Origin of the sequence: Leptospira biflexa serovar Patoc strain 'Patoc 1 (Paris)' (assembly GCF_000017685.1) — a bacterium.
Taxonomy (GTDB): domain Bacteria; phylum Spirochaetota; class Leptospiria; order Leptospirales; family Leptospiraceae; genus Leptospira_A; species Leptospira_A biflexa.
Genome location: NC_010602.1, coordinates 2,755,844 through 2,773,172, shown reverse-complemented (window position 1 = coordinate 2,773,172; position 17,329 = coordinate 2,755,844). Strand labels below are relative to the sequence as shown.

The window sequence follows — 17,329 nt, the reverse complement described above, 5'->3', positions numbered from 1 at the left end:
TGAGTTATGAAACATTTACTTTCAGCCATTGGGACGCTCCTCGTCTCTTCGGTATCGTTTTTCTTTATACATTCGGAATCGCAAAACATCGTTTTAGCGGGAACCCTTGCTGGCGTTGTATTGCTTTATTCTTTGGTGTTGATTCTCGGCGAGAGAAAACTATTTCCAGAAATCAAAGCAGATGTCGTATTCTGTGCAAGTATTGGCGCACTATTGGGTTTGTCGATTGCCGCATTCCCTATGAGTTTGCTCAGTGATTATGGTTACAAATCAGTAGCGATTTTGGTTGCAGTTCTTTTTTTCCTAACAGGGATCAAAGCAGGTGTGTCCTTTTCCAAAAAACCGGGCCTCTCTATCTTTGGTGGTGGAAACTCCGCTCCGGGATCTGCTTTCTCCATACCTGGACTTGAAGGTGGAAATTCCCATATCAGAGATAAAATCCTTGATACATCGGTTGTGATCGATGGTCGGATTTTGGACATTGCTGACACTCATTTCTTAGATGGCCCTCTCATTCTGCCTAACTTCGTATTACGAGAAATCCAATTGATTTCTGATTCCTCAGATCCAATCAAACGGGCACGTGGTCGTCGTGGACTTGAGATGTTGAACAAACTCCAAAGAAAAGGTTCCATCGAAGTCAAAATCACTTATACTGATTATTCGGATACTAGAGAAGTGGATGCAAAACTTGTCAAACTCGCTCGAGACACTGGTGGGGCTGTTGTTACCAATGACTTCAACCTAAACAAAGTGGCCGAGTTACAAGGTGTTCGCGTTCTCAATTTGAACAATCTTGCCAATGCATTAAAACCAGTCGTTCTTCCAGGGGAAGAGTTCCAAATTTCCGTCATCAAAGAAGGAAAGGACGAAAACCAAGGGATTGGTTATCTAGAAGATGGAACGATGGTTGTGATCGAAAATGGTGGTCATTTGGTGGGAAAGGATGTACGAGTTGTCGTTACAAGTATCATCCAAACAGCAGCCGGTAAAATGATTTTTACAAAAGTACAAAACGGTAATAATAACTACAACAAATCGTAATCCTTCTGTTGTAGTCTAACGGATATGAAACTAGCTCGTTTTTTAATTTCACGCGAAGGGTTCATATCCGTTATTTGTTATACGGTCACTGCCGTATTTTCCTTCCTTTCCTTTTCTCCTATCAACCTACCATTTTTCATTTGGGTTGCTCCCTTTGGTCTTTTTGTCATTGAAAAAAGAAATCGTGGGCAATGGAAAAAACTCATTTACCATGGGTTTGGATTTGCCATTTTATTTTATCTAGTTTCCTTCCATTGGATTTACCACATGACAACTGTTTTTGGTGGATTCGAATGGTATTTGGCGGTTCCTATTTTTATGGGATCGGCAATTTTATTAAACTTTAAATTCCCTGTATACCTTCTCTTATTTTCATTTTTGGCAACGAGAGTCAGAAGATTTTTCCCACTCATCGCTTCCTTTGCAATCCTGTTTGCTGAATTTTTTACTCCCCAAGTTTTCCCTTGGTATTTTGGAAACGTAGTCGCTGAAAATCAGATTTTGGCTCAAAACGCGGAATACCTGAGTGCTTATGGATTGTCTGCATTCTTATTTTTTGTTTCCTACTTTCTCTTTTATTTACGTAAACCAAAACAAGTATTCGGTTTGGTTCGGTCATTTTTACCAAAACATAAAACGATCACCCAAAAAGTTTTGATTGGGAGTGTTTCCTTTGTATTGGTTTTGGTAGCTTTTTTTGGGAATGGGTATTATCTCTTCCAAAAATGGGAAAATGTAAAACCAATTGCCGAACGTGACATTCTCATCATCCAACCAAATGCTCCCTTAGAATTCCGTGATGGTAGGAACCCTGCGGAAGAAATTCGGAATTTGATGACTCGAATCGATCGAATGGTGGAAACAGAGTTAAAAGACAATCCAGCTGATTTGGTTGTCTTACCAGAATCGGGAGTTCCATTTTTCACAACGCACGATTCGGAAGTCACTCGTGCCATTCGAATCTATTGGCACCAATTTGAATCACTCATGGCCATCATCAGTTTGCGCCACGGAACCAATTTGTTCTATAATGAATTGGATGCTGATATCCCTGCGGACAAACAGTCCAGTCGTATCATACGGAATGACATCCGCACCTACAATTCTTCTGTTCTGATGAATGCAAATGGGGAACGAAGGAATAGTTACCAAAAGGTTTTTTTACTGATTTTTGGTGAATACATGCCATTTGAATGGATGTACGCTCTCTCTGGGCAAACAGGGCAATTTGCAGCTGGGACAAAATTAGATCTCATTCCTTATTATGAACGGAGAAAAACACAGACGACTGTCAAAAAAGACTTACATTGGGAAGATACTTTTTCCATGAGTCCTAGCTCCGTTCGAGAACATTACAAAGGGAACCAAATTGAAGTAAAGAAGATCGGAAGTTTTTTACCTCTGATTTGTTATGAAGTGATTATTTCAGAATTCGTGCGTAAGTTCCAAGGGGACCCTGATTTTATCGTGAATGTAACAAACGATAAATGGTATGGAAATTCAGTGGAATCCTACCAACACCATACATTGGGAAGATTACGGTCGATCGAATTTCGCAAGTGGATGGTTCGATCCACAAATTCTGGAACCTCTGTATTCACTGATCATTTAGGTAGAAATATTGATAATGAATTTACTCCTATCGAAAGCACCGCAACCATTCGAAAAAAAGTTTCGGTAATCCCTGGAGAAATGACGTTTTATCGATTGTATGGAAATTTGTTATCTTATCTATTTATGGGAATTGTTGGAATCGTGTTTTTGATTTATGTTAAAAGGAATCCGTAACACTTTTTTTGAGAACCGTTTTTATATAGCATTTTATATTTCTGTTGTTTCCCACATAACTTTTATTATATATTCTTTTAATCATTCCGATTCTATTTATCAAAAAACACTTTGTGGACCTCCATGGATTTATGTGATTGAGGAAGAAAAACAACTATCCTTTGAAATGAGTTTAGGGAAAAACTTTGGTGAATCAGGCTCTTCCGATCCAAGTGAGGAATCGAATGAAAACAAAGAAGAGGGTGAAGGGGAAGGTAAGGAAGGGTTCTCGAAAGGAAAATACAAAGGTAGCCAGTGGGAGGATTTGGTTCAAAATTTAGAAGGAACTTCCAATTTAAGAAAACAATTTCGTAACGACTATGATCAAATCAATGAAAATTCCGGTGTTGCCGATTCCTATATCAAAAGGCATCGAGATTTTGAAGACATCATCGTTAAAGATGTTCTCCCTACACTAAAAAACATACGTGACCCATTTAAAGTCGATATAGATTCTGCAGAAGACAATTTATACCTACATAAAGAACGAAATCGAATCATAGAAGAGTTTCGGAAAGGGGAAGAATCGACTTCACCCATCACGATGAAGTTATCCAAAGAAGGAGATCTTCCACCTAAGTCTCCTTTAACGATGCCAAAAGAAGATCGTACTAAGTATTTAGATCGGACATTAAAGCAGAAAAAAGAAAAACAATTGGATGAGTTTATCTCACGGTTTATGGGTTACGATCCCAATAAAGGTGATCTGAATTTATTTGTTAGAGATTTGTATTATGAAAACTTACAAAGATTAGCCTATCCATTCAGTAATGATATGAGTTATTTTGCTATTGATTACTTTCAGGAGAATTTAAACAAAGAAGATTTCCTAAGGCAAATGATGGCAGCATTGTCGGCTCAGTTGGGTACGAACACTGGAACTGAAATTTTATTTACGATAGAAAACATTTATTACATCCAAGGAAAAGCTTTAGAACAATACTTTCGAGTGAGAGACTATCTTAAAAATAGTACACCTGACCAAAGGCAAACACTTAGGTATGAGACATTACGCCAAGTTGAGTTAAAATACAAAAAACTTCTGCAAGATAAAAAGATATTCAATGGAATGGATGCAGAAGATGCGTATGTGAAAAAAAGAATCGATATCCTTGATACACTGATCAAAAACACTCCTAAACATTATCGAGCAAAAGATGGGATCTTTGAGAAGGCGAAAATCCTTTGGGAGCATGGGCAATGGAAACAAGATTCCAAATTACAGTCAGATGCTTTAAAACTCTGGTACCAGATTCCAAAAATTCCAAACAATGGGGACTTTTTAAACAAAGAAGCGTTTGAGACCATCCAACTTTTGTTACGTGAAATGGGAGATCCGAACGAGGCGACAGTTTTGCCATCACAAACCAAGAATCAAATTGAATACACTCTTCGGATGAGAAATGAAGAAGCGATGAGCAAAAAAAAATTAAGAGAAGACCGATTGCTTTGGCCTAAAAGCAAATAATTTGGAATTGTTTTTTAGCGAACAAAAAGGAACGTTTTGTCGTTTGGATCCTAGGTTTTGATATTTTCTAATCCATTTTCATGGAATTCAGTCGCCCATTTGTCATGGAAAGGAGTTTCTTTTTCAATCCGTTCTTCAATGGCCATCTGGGAAATCGCAGTTTCGCCGAAGTGGCGGAGAAAATCGCGGTGAGCCAATCGTTCAATGAGAGCTTGCCAAAATACTTCGTCTTCGTAGTCTTCCAAAATGTCCACAAGGCCACTTTCTTCTTCAAACTCACGAGTGAGATAGGGTTCTCCATTGTTTTGGTCGATTTGAACAATATTGCCAAGGCCTGCATGTTCTGCTTGGGAAAACACATGGCGGACAACATCTGCATACCGAGAATCGGAATCTGGTTCGTCTTCAGACCTGTCTTTGGCTTGTAATGTGGAAATGACCCAGTCTCCCATATAGACTAATTTGAGAAGGGTTTCGTATTGTTCTAAGGAGAGTTCCATTTCCATTTAGGATCAGGTTCAGCCATGAGGTTGGGAAGAAAAGAGTTTTTTTAAAGGGAATTCCAAGAGAAAGTCAAGGAAATCTTGGTGAATCCTCAATCTTCTAGTAGGATTTCTTTGTTTCGGAGAGGTCTATATTTGTCTCGTACAATGGCAGTTATATCATCGATGGCAATGAGCACTTCTTGGTTGGGATCATTGTTTTCATATGGTAAATAAAAAAATCCTAAAATACGAATGGAGCTTTTTTGTAAAAAAACTCGATCGTTTTGGTCAAAATTTTTGGAAATGGATACGGTGATTGTTTTCCATCCACGATAATTAAGCGATGTGAGGTTGAGTTGTTTCACTTCTGCATCTTGTGTTTCGATGATGAGTGTTAGGTTCCCGCTAGATCTAGAGGAATAAATGGGGATTGAAATTTCTTTGATGAAAGCATTCACTTCAATGGGCTTCGGAAAGTATAAGGAAAACGGCAAATTTGCATCTTTTGGGATACGTATCACGAGGGCTTGTTTGGAACCGGGGATGGGTGCTGTAAAATTAGTGGAGAGGGAGATTTCAGGAAGTTTTGTTCCTTTTTCTAGTTTTGTGCGCAAATTCTCGGCATTAAAATTCGAAAGTTCAAAATTTTCGAGTAAGATTTCTCTCCAAATGCCACTCTCACCTAAGATATGTGATTCCCATTGGCAAAATAGAAAAAGTATCAGGATTATCGTATTTCTTAAAGCAATCATGTTGACAATATTTCCTTAGAAAGAGGATATATATGTTTTATCTGTAAAAAGGAGACACATACAAATGCAGGCGCACAAATACCTTTTGGCCATCTTAACAATTTTTTTCGCAGGCCAAATCACAGCACAGGTTGCTGACCCTAAAGCCACTACTTCCACAAAAGACCAGGCGATTCAAAAAACGGAATCTACCTCTACTCAAGCCAAAGACGGTGTTGATAAAGCTGAGACAACTGTAAAAGACATTTTGGGAGACAAAAAAGAAGCTGGGGCTTCTACAACTGATGCACCCGCTCTTTTCATCACAAGCAAAACTTCCTTTTCCTTAGATGCAAAAGATGATTCCTCTATGATTGATTTCATTGAATGGAAACCAAAAAACGGTGAGTATCGAAGATTCACTCAACCAATCCGTATTTCCGAAGAAGGACTCACAGAAATTTACTATCGTTCCGTTGATAAAGCTGGTAACTCTGAAACTCCTAAAATCCTTGTTGTGAATGTAGACAATACTGCTCCACGAGTGAGCCTTGTTCCACAAGAACAACTCTTTGTTTTAGATGGAGTACCATTCGCATCGAAAAACAACACTTATACGATTGTAGCGGAAGACCGCCAAACAGGTGTTGAAAAAGTACAATTTAGCATCAACCAAGAAGCTGCTAAATCTTATGCTGATCCCATCAAATTAGAAAATGGTGGAGCTAACGTAATTAAATACTCTGCAACTGATAAATCTGGAAACTCTTCTCCAGAATCATCTATGATCATCACAGTTGACGATGTAAAACCTACAATTGAAATCGTTCCTTCTTATCCTTTAGTGGATATCAATGGAAAAAATTTCCAAAGAAAAGGCAACGTATTTTATGTGAATGCAACTGACAAAGAATCTGGTGTGAAAAAAATCTTAGTCAAAATTGACGAAGAAGAATTCAAACCATATGTAGAAGCAATTGCAATTGAAACACAAGGTGACCATGTGATCAAAGCAATGGCTGTTGACAATGTTGGGAACCAATCCGATGTCGTGGAAGTGAAACTCAGTGTTGACCTGACTCCTCCTACATCTACCATTCAAAAATCAACAGAAGAACCAAAAGTAGAAGCAGCTCCGGCACCACAACCTTCTACTCCTGCTAAATAAGATTTTAAAAAAGTAAGACCAATCTCTTACTTCAAAAACCCCTTTCATTATGAGAGGGGTTTTTTTTTCACTTCTGACATTTTTATTTCCCAAGTATTGTATTCATTGTGGAAGGAATGATTTCTTTTCAGAACTCTTAGGACTTTGTAAACCCTGCACAAAATTAGAATCCATGGGGAAACATAGAAGGAATGGTCCCGTACCAATTCCCAAACCCAAGGATCGTTTCCTATTCTACGAGGATTCCTATTCGTTTCAGATCCGAAATGATTGGTTAAAAGAACTTTTCCTTTCGTTGAAATTTCAAAATGAAAAACAAATCGCGAGGTTCTTTTGCATCGGATGGAAGCGCCTACCCAAACTGTGGAAGGAAGATCCACCTGATTTTTTTTCGCTCGTTCCCTCCAAGGCCAAATCTGGCCCTAGGCCTTATCATGCTGCCTGGTATTTGCGAAATAAACTCATCCAATGCCAGAATCTAAGGGAAGATACGAGTCTCCGTAAGATTTCGAAGGACAAACAGTCAGAGAAACCATTTGAAGACCGATTTTTTCATGCAAAAAAGGCATTTGAATTCATAAAAAGTGATAGAATCATAGAAGGACTTCATGTTCTACTCGTAGATGATATATTTACGACAGGGGCTTCCTTGAACGAAATCGCTCGGTTATACAAACTGAGAGGTGCTAGGAAGGTGACTTGCGTAGTTTTCATGTTAAGTGGGGTGATTGAATCGAATGGATGTTCAAGTCAAGGATGACATAAGGATTATCAAATTTTCGGGTGCCATATTAAAAGTGGATTCCGATGAAATTGAAAAAGAACTATCGAAACTCACCCAAGGTTCCGTTAAAAAAATCATTTTAGACTTAACCAAAGTGCATCATATATGTTCCACTGCGCTCGGGATTTTTGTTGCCACCAAACGTAAGTTAAAGCCTATGAATGGCGACATCAAAGTGATAGTTGTGGATGAAGATTTGATTCAATTGTTTGAGATTACTATGCTTGATAAAGTATTCGAAATTTTTCCAGACCTTGCTTCCGCAATGGAAGGATTCCAACTCGACGAGGAAGATTCACACTGACAAAAAAAACATTAGCATTTGCATCTGGCAGTGACCATAAAACGAAAGAAATGCAAATGTTACTCTCACCCTTCGGGTATGAAATTGTCACACCCAAAATTCTCGGAATTCCATTTTCTCCAGAAGAAACAGAATCCACATTTGTTGGAAATTCTTTTATCAAATCCAAAGAACTCTTTCGCCTAACAGGTTTTCCTTCGTTTGCAGATGATTCGGGGATCTCTGTGGATGCATTGGGTGGTGAACCTGGAGTCCTATCGGCAAGGTTTGGTGGGCCAGGGTTATCAGATAAAGATAGGGCATTGTATTTGCTAAATAAACTAGGAACCAATCATAATCGAAAGGCTCATTACTCTTGTGTGGTCAGTTTTGTGGATGCGAACCATCAAGTTTCATTTGAAGGAAAAGTAGAAGGCCTCATTGCATCTGATTACGATGAATTGGGAAAATTTGGTTTTGGATATGATCCTATTTTTTATTACCCAGAGTTTGGGAAACGTTTTTCAGAAGTACCTGAAGGAGAGAAAAACAAAGTCTCTCATAGAAAAAAAGCGATGGAACTATTTTTGGAATGGTTTCAAACTATCCAATAACGAATGTTACTCTAAAATTCCAATTGATTTTGGGAGCGATTACACTAGATCGGCATTGTACGAATAAAATCAGACATTGGAATAGATGACAAAACCAGGTTCCGAAGTAATGGCAAATGTAGTTTCTAATTTGAATCGATTTTCTTGGATCCTATATACATTCCTTTGTTTTTCCCCTATGCTCTTTGCCAATGCTTTCGGATTAGAAGCGCAAGTGTTGTGTATCGGTGGGGAATGTGCGAATATCCCTACCGAATACCAGGTATTAGGAAATTTTGCAGGGCCTGCACTCGATCGTATATATACAAATGGGTTTTTACGTTCCATGGGAGAGAATGCAGTCTTACAAAATCTCAATTCCAACCAATCGGGTGGACAAAATATAACTTCCTATCGATTGGGACTCGGTTATACGATATCGAGAGGTCAATCAAAAGCCCGAGATTTTTATTATGAAAATTCGGAACTTCGTAATTTACCAAAACAAGGTGTCGCTGCCTCACCATCGATCAACTTCACAACCAATTTAGGGGAATGGATTTCTCATGGATACGCGAAACGTTGGAATCTCACCACACATTTTTTCCCTTACGAGTTTAGTGAGGCTAACATACCGTTTGTGAAAATTCGTAATACAGAAGTTAGGGGAAAAATTCAGAATTATGGAGTTTTGTTTCGTTATTTTCCAGAATCTTCTGGTTTTTCCTATGGAATTGGATTTTTCCAAACCAACCAAGATCTGTATTTAAGTTCGTATGACAGAAGGCCAACACAATTTCGAATCGATGGTGATAAACGAAGGTGGCTCGGAGTGAATGATTTGTTTTATCAGTCGAGAATTTCGTCCTTTTCTTTTGATGTAAAATACAATTGGACCATTGGATTTTTATCGATCGTACCTGGAATTGGTTGTGTATACAATCATGGGTTTACCTCACTCCAAGTGAGCCGGTATTCTCTTATCTCGACTAGGGCCAATCCAGATGACTTCAGTTCGGACCCAAGCGTACTGGGAATCAGACTGAACACAAGATATGACCATGTGTCAAGTTTTGGTTATGGCAGTTTGGGATTTCGATTAGGGCAGGGGAATTTTAGTGTGACAACGGAACTGATGGCAGGGAGAGAGATGCAATCCGCGAATCTCTCCCTGAATTATCAATTTTAAGTCGAAAGAATCGCTCCTCCAGTGAGCCGTTTGTAAAAATCACTTCCTTCTCGTTCCAAAAATTCTTCGTAATTCCCTTTGAAGTCATTGATTCCTTCTGGAGTCACTTCAATGATCCGTGTACAAAGTGAGGAAATAAACTCCCTATCGTGCGAAACAAGGATCACAGTTCCATCAAACAATGATAAAGCGTAGTTTAATGCCTCAATGGTTTCTAAGTCTAAGTGGTTTGTAGGTTCATCGAGTGCAATGACATTGTCGCAAGCAAGGATCATTTTTCCAATGATCATCCTTGATTTTTCGCCTCCAGACAAAACCGTAGTGGATTTGTTTGCCATGTCTCCTGAAAATAACATCCTTCCTAAGATGGCACGAATTTCTTGTACTTCTGTTCCTTGCGGTGAGTTTCGGAGTAACCATTCCACAAGTGTGTCAGCATCAGGTTCCATCGCCTCACGGTGGTCTTGTGGAAAAAAGGAAGTTTCGACTGAATCTCCCCATTTCACTTGTCCTGAATCCGGTTCTAATTTTTTTAATAACATTTTGAGAAGAGTCGTTTTTCCTACACCGTTTGTACCCACAATTCCCACTTTTTCCCCTTTGGTGATGGAGATACTAAAGTCTTTGATGACGGGCTTTCCATCATAAGACTTGGAGACATTGATGGCTTCAAATACATCCTTTCCCAAAACTCGTTTTGCCTTAAAACGAATGTAAGGTGCAACACGGGAGGAAGGTTTCACATCCACCATATCAGCTTTGATTTTTTCGATCATCTTTTGACGAGAGGTCGCCTGTTTGGATTTACTTGCATTGGCGGAGAACCTTGAAACAAACTCTTGTAAGTCGGCAATTTTTTCTTTTGCACGTTTGCTATCACTCATAAGTTGTTCGCGTGACTGCTCTGCGGCGATCATAAAATCGTCGTAATTTCCTGGGAAAACTCGGATGGTATTATAATCTAAGTCGGCAATATGGGTTGCCACGGAATTGATAAAGTGACGGTCGTGGGAGATGACAATCACCACACCTTCATAATTCGTGAGAAGTTCCTCGAGCCAGTGGATGGTTTTGATATCCAAGTGGTTTGTTGGTTCGTCAAGGAGAAGGACATCTGGTTTTAAAAAGAGAACTTGGGCAAGGAGAACCCGTAATTTGAATCCACCAGTTAAAAAATTAAGTGGGCGGCTGTGCGCAGTGGTTGGGATTCCGAGTCCTTCCAAAAGCTCTCCAGCAACCGATTCGGCCTCGTAGCCTCCCATATCGGCAAATAGCTCCTCAATTTCGGAAATACGGATCCCTTCTTCGTCCGTCATGTCTTCTTTGGCATAAATGGCATCCCGTTCTGCCATGAGGCTCCAAAGTTCTGGATTCCCCCGTAAAACAGTCCCTAAAACGGTCTCATTTTCGTATTCATAGTGGTCCTGCTTCAAATACCCCACCTTGATGTCCTTGTCGAGGACTACGGAGCCCGCAGATGGCTGTAAAATGCCCGCGAGGACCTTCATAAAGGTCGATTTCCCCGAACCATTGGCTCCAATCAGCCCATAACGGCACTCCGGTTTGAACTTGATGGAGACGTTTTCGAAAAGGGGTTTTTTCCCGAAGGAGACTGTAATGCCGCTAGCTTGGATCATAGGTCAATTTTCTAAGGGAATCGGAGGTTTCAACCGACATTTCGTATGGTATGGCACGGATTCTTCTCATCATTCTCTTCCTTTTTGGGAGCGGGCTCACGAGTTCGCAAAGCATTAAAAATGGAATCCAGGTTTTGGAGGGGGACCTTATCAATACCGGCCATCTTCTGCGGACCGAGAAACAAGTATTCCGCATTTCGAATACGATTTTGCAAGAAGAACTCGCTTATTTGAGTGGGAAAAAGGTACGGATGTTATGCGATGTGCAAGGGGAAGTCTGTTCTCCCATCCGTTATGAAATGGAACCCTTCGAAACAGGAAAAACTCCTGATTGGACCTTAAAAAAAATACCACGGTATGTGACTCAAGGTCTCTTTTCCTTTAATCCCCAATGTACCCCGGATGGAAAGGTTTTGTTTTGGACAGCCCTTGTCCGCGAAGGGGGAAGATCCACACAAAAAGTTTGGGCTTCTAAAAGGGACCAATACGGATTTTGGATGGCAGGGGAACAATTGCCTTCACCATTAAACAATCGTTATCCCTCGGCAGTGATTTCTGCCTTACCTGGTGGGAATGAACTTTTTGTTTTTGGTAATTTTGGAGAAGAGGAACTACTCGACCAATTGAAACGAGAGATGACGCAGAAGTCTCAAATTGCCACAAGAGAAGCGGCCAATGCCAAAGAGTTCCATATTGTTCTCACAAAATTAGAAAACGAGTATAAAGAACGATCGGAAAAAATCCAAAACCGAGCACCACTTTACAAAACACGTAAAACTGAAACTGGTTGGACGTTACCAAGTCCCATTCCATTCCCTACTTTTTATAATTGGTACAAAAAGGCAGACAATCCCAACCAACAAGTATTTGGTGGTTCTGCCTTGTCTTCGAGTGGACGAACACTCATTTATTCAGCGCAACAGAAGAAAAATTTTGGTAAATTGGATTTATACGCCAGCATTCAAAATGAATCTGGAATCTTTGAAGAAGGGATCAATTTAGGTAGCACTCTAAACACCGGAGAAGAGGAGATGGCTCCTTTCCTTGGACCCGATGATCGAACTTTGTATTTTTCATCTTCCGGAAGGAAAGAAGGGATATCAATATTCATTTCGAGAAGGAATGGAGATTCCTGGACTATGTGGTCTGAACCACAAGAGTTGTCACCTAACCTAAGGGGTGTTAACTTTTTTAGTATTCCTGCTGTTGGCAATTGGGCTTATGTATCGAGAGATGGGGAACTTTTTATGGCGGCCATCCCCCATCATTTCCAACCAGATCCCGTGGTTGTGATCAAAGGCAAAGTTGTAGATGAAGAGGGGAAGGCACTTTCAGCCTTTGTGCAATACGAATCTCTCTTAAAGAAAAAAACAATAGGATCCACCATCAGTGATCCAAACACAGGTGAGTTTAGCATCATATTACCCTACGAAGAAAATTATGGATTTTATGGGGAAAAAGAAGGTTACCTTCCAGTTTCACAAAACTTAAATTTGGTGGGTAAAGAAAAGGAAGAGAAAGAAAAAACAGTTCTCCTCGTTTTACCGAAATTGAAAAAAGGAAACCAAATTGTGATGAACAATTTGTTTTTTGCCTTCCGTTCGTCTGAGTTTGCCAAAGAATCCGAACCAGAACTAGACAGATTGGCAGGAATTTTGAAAAAAACGACCAATTTAAAGGTACTCATCGAAGGGCATACAGACAATGTTGGTACAAAGTCCGCCAACCAAAAGTTATCCTTGGAACGTGCAAATTCAGTTGCCTTTTATTTGAAGTCTAAACATAAAATAGAGGATTCGAGGATTTCTGTTGTGGGGCTTGGTCCATCGAACCCCATTGCTGAGAATGGATCGGAAGAAGGCCGTGCCGTCAACCGTCGGGTAGTTTTTAAAATTTTGGAAGAGTAATACAGTGGATATCAAAAATATCAATATACCCAAAGTCAATGTAGACACCCAAAAAATGATGGGGGCAGTGGATGGCCTCGTGGACAAAATCCCCCCACAAGTCCAAGACCTACTCAAAAAAATCGCCATCGCTCTCTTTGTATTTTTTCTCATCATGGCAATTTACATTGGTTGGTCCAATGGTTGGGAAAATGCAAAACCACAAGGCCAACAATTAGCGCAAGACACTAGAAGTTTGTTCATCATGGAAATTGAAAGGGACTACAATCGCAAACGAAAGGATGTGCGAATGTCTGACCCGGAAGACTTAAAATATGAATCCAACCGTAAGATGCAGTTTGATTTCATAAGCGAACGAGAATCAAACGGTTATACTCATGATACGATCCCTGAAGAACAAGATTTTTTAGGAAAAGAATATGATTTTCGCAATCGTAAAGCAGAAGATACATCTGTTCCTCCCATTTACACGCCGTCAGGTGATGGCCTGATTCCCGCACCCATCGATGTATTACCAGTCGCACCGAAAGATAATACGGAATCTTCCAATGACTCCGATACAGAACTTCGTATGCAAAAGATGTTATCTCGAGTTGCTGATTTGGAAAAAAAAGTGAAGGAAAAAAACGAAGAGAAGAATTTAGAAACTTTGAAACTCCCAAAACCTTCTGAAACGAAAGAAGGATTAGGAAAACCTAGAAGTTTAGAACGGATTCCGAAAGAATTACGATGAATTTTGGTTTTTTAAAATCGCATTTGTATTCCAAATTTTGGGATCCAATCTTCTTTGCATTCACTCTGCTTTTCATCAGTTTGGTATCAGGAGTTCATGCTGAGAGTAAAGAAATCTTTTTACCCTTCCCGGAAACTTGGAACGAATCCATTCCAAAAGAATCCGACAAGTTAGATCCATCCAAACCAACAAATGGAGATATGAAAGATACAAAAGTGGAAACGTTAACGGTTTCAGAGCCTCCACCAAAGACGGATCTAAACCTCACAAGTTCCAAAACAGACTCCAAAAAGAAAAAAAAGAAAGAAGTCATCGATCCTTCAAAAGCCTCCTATCAAAAAGGAAAAGCATACCTTTCCCGAGACCAAAAAAAATCCGCAGAACAAGAGTTTGCTGATTCATATGGAAAAGAAGGGGAAGTGGCAAAATTTTCTCGAGTGGAAAATACCAATTTATTTGGACTAGATGGAAAGGAAAAAGAGTCTTCTGGTTTGGTGGAGAAACAGGAAGACCCCGATTTAAAAATAAAGTCACAATTTGAATTGGCAAGATCCCTTGATCGAATTGGTAATCCTGAATCAGAAGAAAAAGCATACAAAGAGTATCTAAAACTTGTTACAGAATTTCCCAAACACCCCGAACTGACACCGAGAGCCAATTATGCAATGGCGGTTCTTCTGATTCGCAAAAAAGAATACCGGTCGGCAGCTCACCAACTTGTCCAAGTGATCAAAAATTTTAAAGAGTCGGAAGAGTTTTTACCTGCGCATTATTATTTAGGAAAGATTTATGAAAGCAGTTGGGACGAACGTGATTTAGAACGATCTCTTAAATATTACCAATTGTATTTAAATGGAGTCGAGGGGAAAAACCCAAAACCAGGCTACGATTTCCGTAAGGAAACCCGTGAACGATTGCGTGTTCTCGGTTCTGCGATTTGAACTAAATTCTTAAGATCGATCGAATCTAAAAACAGACTTATGGATTCGAATTGGGAAAGAAACCAGTTGCCATCAAGCGATGGCGACATTCACTTCGATCCGTCCAAATTTAGAGTATAGGTTGATAGAAAGCGTTGGCTTTTTGTTGAATCGAACGGAAGTGTTTTGTGTTTCTTGGATATTTGGTGTTGTGATCTCTACTGACTGACCTGCGGATGTAAAGATATTCATCGCATTCCCCGTTGTCATGTTGGCAATCTCACCTAAGATGTCTTTGTATTCGTTTTTGACATCGTCATCAGACAAACCAGGCACTAGTTTTCGAGAAATTTTATAAGCCGCATCATAGTTCATGCTATAAACGACTTCACCACTAAAGGATCCGACGACTCCAATCACAATGGCGATTTCATGGCTCGGAGCTGGGGAATCTTTGATCCCAATTTTTCCACGGATCAGATCCTGTTGTAAAACATCGCGAAACACGATGGTGGCTGCTTCCAGGAATGGGTTGATGAAGTCGGCTTTGATTTGCATTATTCTAAAGAGAGAAGACCTTTTTTCTCTACGTTGTATTCTGCTGCTAAGGACTGGTTTATTTCAAGAAAAAAGCTAAGAAGTTGCCTTTGTTTCAAAAAATCTGCTGCTTGGTCCTTCGGTGCTTTGACTGTGGGTTGTCCGTAGGTTAATTCGCTGAATTCCACATAGACCTGTTTGTCATTATCAGAGAAAGGCCCAACGACCGTTTTTTTGCTAAACGGATCGTTTGCCAATGATTCCCAAAATTGACCTGAATTTGCCAATCGGTATGTATTCCCACGATTGGATGTCACCAGTTTCAAATCTGACAAAGAAACACCCGAAACTGTTTCGATTGGTTGTCCTGCTTCCTTCGCAATGGCATCGAGGGCATTGGGTTCAGAAATTTTTTGACCGATGCGACCTTTCCAAACTTCTACTTCTTTTCGTTTGCGGTCGAACTTGAGTTTGGACAATAGGAGAGGTTTTCTTACCTCAAAACTGACAAAATTTCCAGAAGGATCTTTCGAAAGGTTCCCTTCTTGTTTTTCCTTTTCGTATTCTTTTTGTAATTCCGCATCCGTGATATTGATCTTGGATTCAACGGCATTCAATAAATTGACCTCAGAAATGGCGACCAATCGGAAAGAAATTTTGGCACGTTTGGCTTCACTTTCTAACTCTGCCTCATTTTCGGAGGGAGCGAGTGGTTGGTCGAGGAAATTGGGAAATAAAGCATACCCGGTTGCAGAATCAATGCGGTAATACATGGGTGCAGAACGATAGATTTGTTGGTAGATTTCTGTCAGGGATCTAGAATCTTCTTCACCGTAACCTGCTTGTGAGACTGATTCTTTATGAATCTCCCGTGCTTGTTTCGACATTTCCCGTTTGATGCTGATTTCCGAAACTTGGAACCCTACCGCAGCGGCGATGTCGTTTGCAATGTACATTTCCCTAACTGTGGAATACGCACAGGAATTGAGGAGTTCCGAATTTTGAGCGGTCTCTCGGCCGTATTGTTGGTAACGGTAGTAACAATCTCGTTTCGCTGCGTTAAAATAATCCACTGGGATACTTCTCCCTGCGACAGAACCCGCTTTGGTGGAATTTTGGCCAGTAATGGCTCCAATGAGACTTTGTTCCGCATCCCCAGGCAAAAAGGTGATGATCAGGGTTCCTACCAATATGAATAAAAAGAGAGCAATGATGGTACGATAAATTTTTTCTTTGAGTGTAGAGGGTTCATCTTCGAACATAAAGGAAAGGTTTCCGTTTCTAAAACCCTTGTAAAGAAAAAATGTAATCAAGGGATTTCTACTTTGGAAAGATAATATAGGTAGTATGTTGTTTGCCGCATTCGCAATGATCCTCGTGGGAGTTTTATGCTTCATTTATGTGGCGCTTTCTCCCCAGAAACCGAAACAAACTACCTACTCATCTCGAAAACCCCAATCTCAGGGCCAATTCCGGATGCCCCAATCGACTCCTGTTCCGCCGCAACTAGATGAGAGGATACGAAAGGAACGGGCCATTTCGGAAGACCGCCACCTATCCTATTCCTATCCTGAAGAACCAACTCCTTCCGTTGTCCAAAAGTCGGAAGTCCTTAGGCCCACCGAGTTTGGGAACTTAGAAACGGAACCAACACCTCCCAAAGAAAGCCATTTTACCATCGATGGAACCTTATATTTGGACCATTCAGGTAAACTTTTGTTTGGTGAAGAATCGAATGATTTGGATTTGATGGAAGATGGACTCCGCAATTTTAAACGTGTAGGGAATGGTAATTTACGAGAAGACAATGGAAGGTTTTTGTTCCATTCAGGAAATGTTACATATACATACACACCTGATGAATTGGAACAAGTTGTACTTCACAACCAAGGCATTGTTTTTTTATTGAAGGACATCAAATCTCCAAGACCTGTTTTTTTCACAAAAGAAATTGATACCTTTAAAGAGTTTCTAAAACAAGCGGCTCTTACCTAAATCTCGATCCAAACTTTTTAGGATACAT

General features: G+C 40.0%; 17 protein-coding genes. 12 read left to right on the top strand and 5 right to left on the bottom strand.

The features are described 5' to 3' along the window. Positions 1-6 precede the first annotated feature (6 nt). Genes LEPBI_RS13155 through LEPBI_RS13145 form a run of 3 tightly spaced genes read left to right on the top strand, consistent with a single transcriptional unit; the run spans position 7 to position 4,339 of the window. Positions 7-1,044 (top strand): PIN/TRAM domain-containing protein, encoded by a 1,038-nt coding sequence (locus LEPBI_RS13155; protein WP_012389613.1) that lies wholly within the window; start codon positions 7-9, stop codon positions 1,042-1,044. Between the two features lie 24 nt (positions 1,045-1,068). Beyond that, positions 1,069-2,832 carry an apolipoprotein N-acyltransferase gene (locus LEPBI_RS13150; protein WP_012389612.1) on the top strand — a complete coding sequence of 588 codons (1,764 nt, stop codon included), beginning with the start codon at positions 1,069-1,071 and terminating at the stop codon, positions 2,830-2,832. Next, positions 2,813-4,339, top strand: a complete 1,527-nt coding sequence (locus LEPBI_RS13145; RefSeq protein WP_012476387.1) for a hypothetical protein — start codon at positions 2,813-2,815, stop codon at positions 4,337-4,339. The genes LEPBI_RS13150 and LEPBI_RS13145 overlap by 20 nt, the downstream gene beginning before the upstream one ends. 50 nt (positions 4,340-4,389) lie before the next feature. On the opposite strand, the gene LEPBI_RS13140 is transcribed toward LEPBI_RS13145, so the two are convergent. After that, positions 4,390-4,839, bottom strand: a complete 450-nt coding sequence (locus LEPBI_RS13140) for a hypothetical protein (protein ID WP_226992785.1) — start codon at positions 4,837-4,839, stop codon at positions 4,390-4,392. Between the two features lie 95 nt (positions 4,840-4,934). Then, positions 4,935-5,576 carry a flagellar filament outer layer protein FlaA gene (locus LEPBI_RS13135; protein ID WP_012389609.1) on the bottom strand — a complete coding sequence of 214 codons (642 nt, stop codon included), beginning with the start codon at positions 5,574-5,576 and terminating at the stop codon, positions 4,935-4,937. Positions 5,577-5,640: 64 nt separating this feature from the next. Here LEPBI_RS13135 and ompL47 point away from each other — a divergent pair, with 64 nt between their 5' ends. The 5 genes from ompL47 to LEPBI_RS13110 all read left to right on the top strand — a co-directional run bounded on the left by ompL47 (position 5,641) and on the right by LEPBI_RS13110 (position 9,572). Continuing rightward, complete coding sequence (gene ompL47, locus LEPBI_RS13130; protein ID WP_012389608.1) at positions 5,641-6,723, top strand: multi-beta-barrel domain surface protein OmpL47; 1,083 nt, start codon at positions 5,641-5,643, stop codon at positions 6,721-6,723. Positions 6,724-6,772: 49 nt separating this feature from the next. Further along, positions 6,773-7,483 (top strand): ComF family protein, encoded by a 711-nt coding sequence (locus tag LEPBI_RS13125; protein WP_012389607.1) that lies wholly within the window; start codon positions 6,773-6,775, stop codon positions 7,481-7,483. Further along, positions 7,461-7,811 carry an STAS domain-containing protein gene (locus LEPBI_RS13120; protein WP_012476386.1) on the top strand — a complete coding sequence of 117 codons (351 nt, stop codon included), beginning with the start codon at positions 7,461-7,463 and terminating at the stop codon, positions 7,809-7,811. Before LEPBI_RS13125 ends, LEPBI_RS13120 begins: the two co-directional genes overlap by 23 nt. Next, positions 7,808-8,404, top strand: a complete 597-nt coding sequence (rdgB, locus tag LEPBI_RS13115) for an RdgB/HAM1 family non-canonical purine NTP pyrophosphatase (protein ID WP_012476385.1) — start codon at positions 7,808-7,810, stop codon at positions 8,402-8,404. Before LEPBI_RS13120 ends, rdgB begins: the two co-directional genes overlap by 4 nt. 85 nt (positions 8,405-8,489) lie before the next feature. Further along, positions 8,490-9,572, top strand: coding sequence for an Lsa36 family surface (lipo)protein (locus LEPBI_RS13110; protein ID WP_226992784.1), 1,083 nt, complete (start codon positions 8,490-8,492; stop codon positions 9,570-9,572). Here the strand turns inward: LEPBI_RS13110 and LEPBI_RS13105 are convergent. Continuing rightward, positions 9,569-11,209: an ATP-binding cassette domain-containing protein gene (locus LEPBI_RS13105; protein WP_012389603.1), complete on the bottom strand. Its 1,641-nt coding sequence runs from the start codon at positions 11,207-11,209 to the stop codon at positions 9,569-9,571. The two genes, LEPBI_RS13110 and LEPBI_RS13105, sit on opposite strands and share 4 nt — an antisense overlap. Positions 11,210-11,259: 50 nt before the next feature. On the opposite strand from LEPBI_RS13105, the gene LEPBI_RS13100 reads away from it, so the two are divergent. Genes LEPBI_RS13100 through LEPBI_RS13090 form a run of 3 tightly spaced genes read left to right on the top strand, consistent with a single transcriptional unit; the run spans position 11,260 to position 14,790 of the window. Next, complete coding sequence (locus LEPBI_RS13100) at positions 11,260-13,116, top strand: OmpA family protein (protein WP_012389602.1); 1,857 nt, start codon at positions 11,260-11,262, stop codon at positions 13,114-13,116. A 4-nt stretch (positions 13,117-13,120) separates the two neighbouring features. Then, positions 13,121-13,849 carry an LIC_11485 family protein gene (locus LEPBI_RS13095; protein ID WP_012389601.1) on the top strand — a complete coding sequence of 243 codons (729 nt, stop codon included), beginning with the start codon at positions 13,121-13,123 and terminating at the stop codon, positions 13,847-13,849. Next, positions 13,846-14,790 (top strand): tetratricopeptide repeat protein, encoded by a 945-nt coding sequence (locus LEPBI_RS13090; RefSeq protein WP_012389600.1) that lies wholly within the window; start codon positions 13,846-13,848, stop codon positions 14,788-14,790. Before LEPBI_RS13095 ends, LEPBI_RS13090 begins: the two co-directional genes overlap by 4 nt. Before the next feature lie 72 nt (positions 14,791-14,862). On the opposite strand, the gene LEPBI_RS13085 is transcribed toward LEPBI_RS13090, so the two are convergent. Together LEPBI_RS13085 and LEPBI_RS13080 are read right to left on the bottom strand one after the other, a co-directional pair. Continuing rightward, entirely contained in the window at positions 14,863-15,327 is a 465-nt protein-coding gene (locus LEPBI_RS13085; protein WP_012389599.1) for a chemotaxis protein CheX, read from the bottom strand. Next, on the bottom strand, positions 15,327-16,568 hold the full coding sequence (locus LEPBI_RS13080; protein WP_012476384.1) for a SurA N-terminal domain-containing protein: 1,242 nt from the start codon (positions 16,566-16,568) through the stop codon (positions 15,327-15,329). The genes LEPBI_RS13085 and LEPBI_RS13080 overlap by 1 nt, the downstream gene beginning before the upstream one ends. An 85-nt stretch (positions 16,569-16,653) precedes the next feature. On the opposite strand from LEPBI_RS13080, the gene LEPBI_RS13075 reads away from it, so the two are divergent. Further along, positions 16,654-17,301 carry an LIC_11490 family protein gene (locus LEPBI_RS13075; RefSeq protein WP_012389597.1) on the top strand — a complete coding sequence of 216 codons (648 nt, stop codon included), beginning with the start codon at positions 16,654-16,656 and terminating at the stop codon, positions 17,299-17,301. Positions 17,302-17,329: the final 28 nt, after the last annotated feature.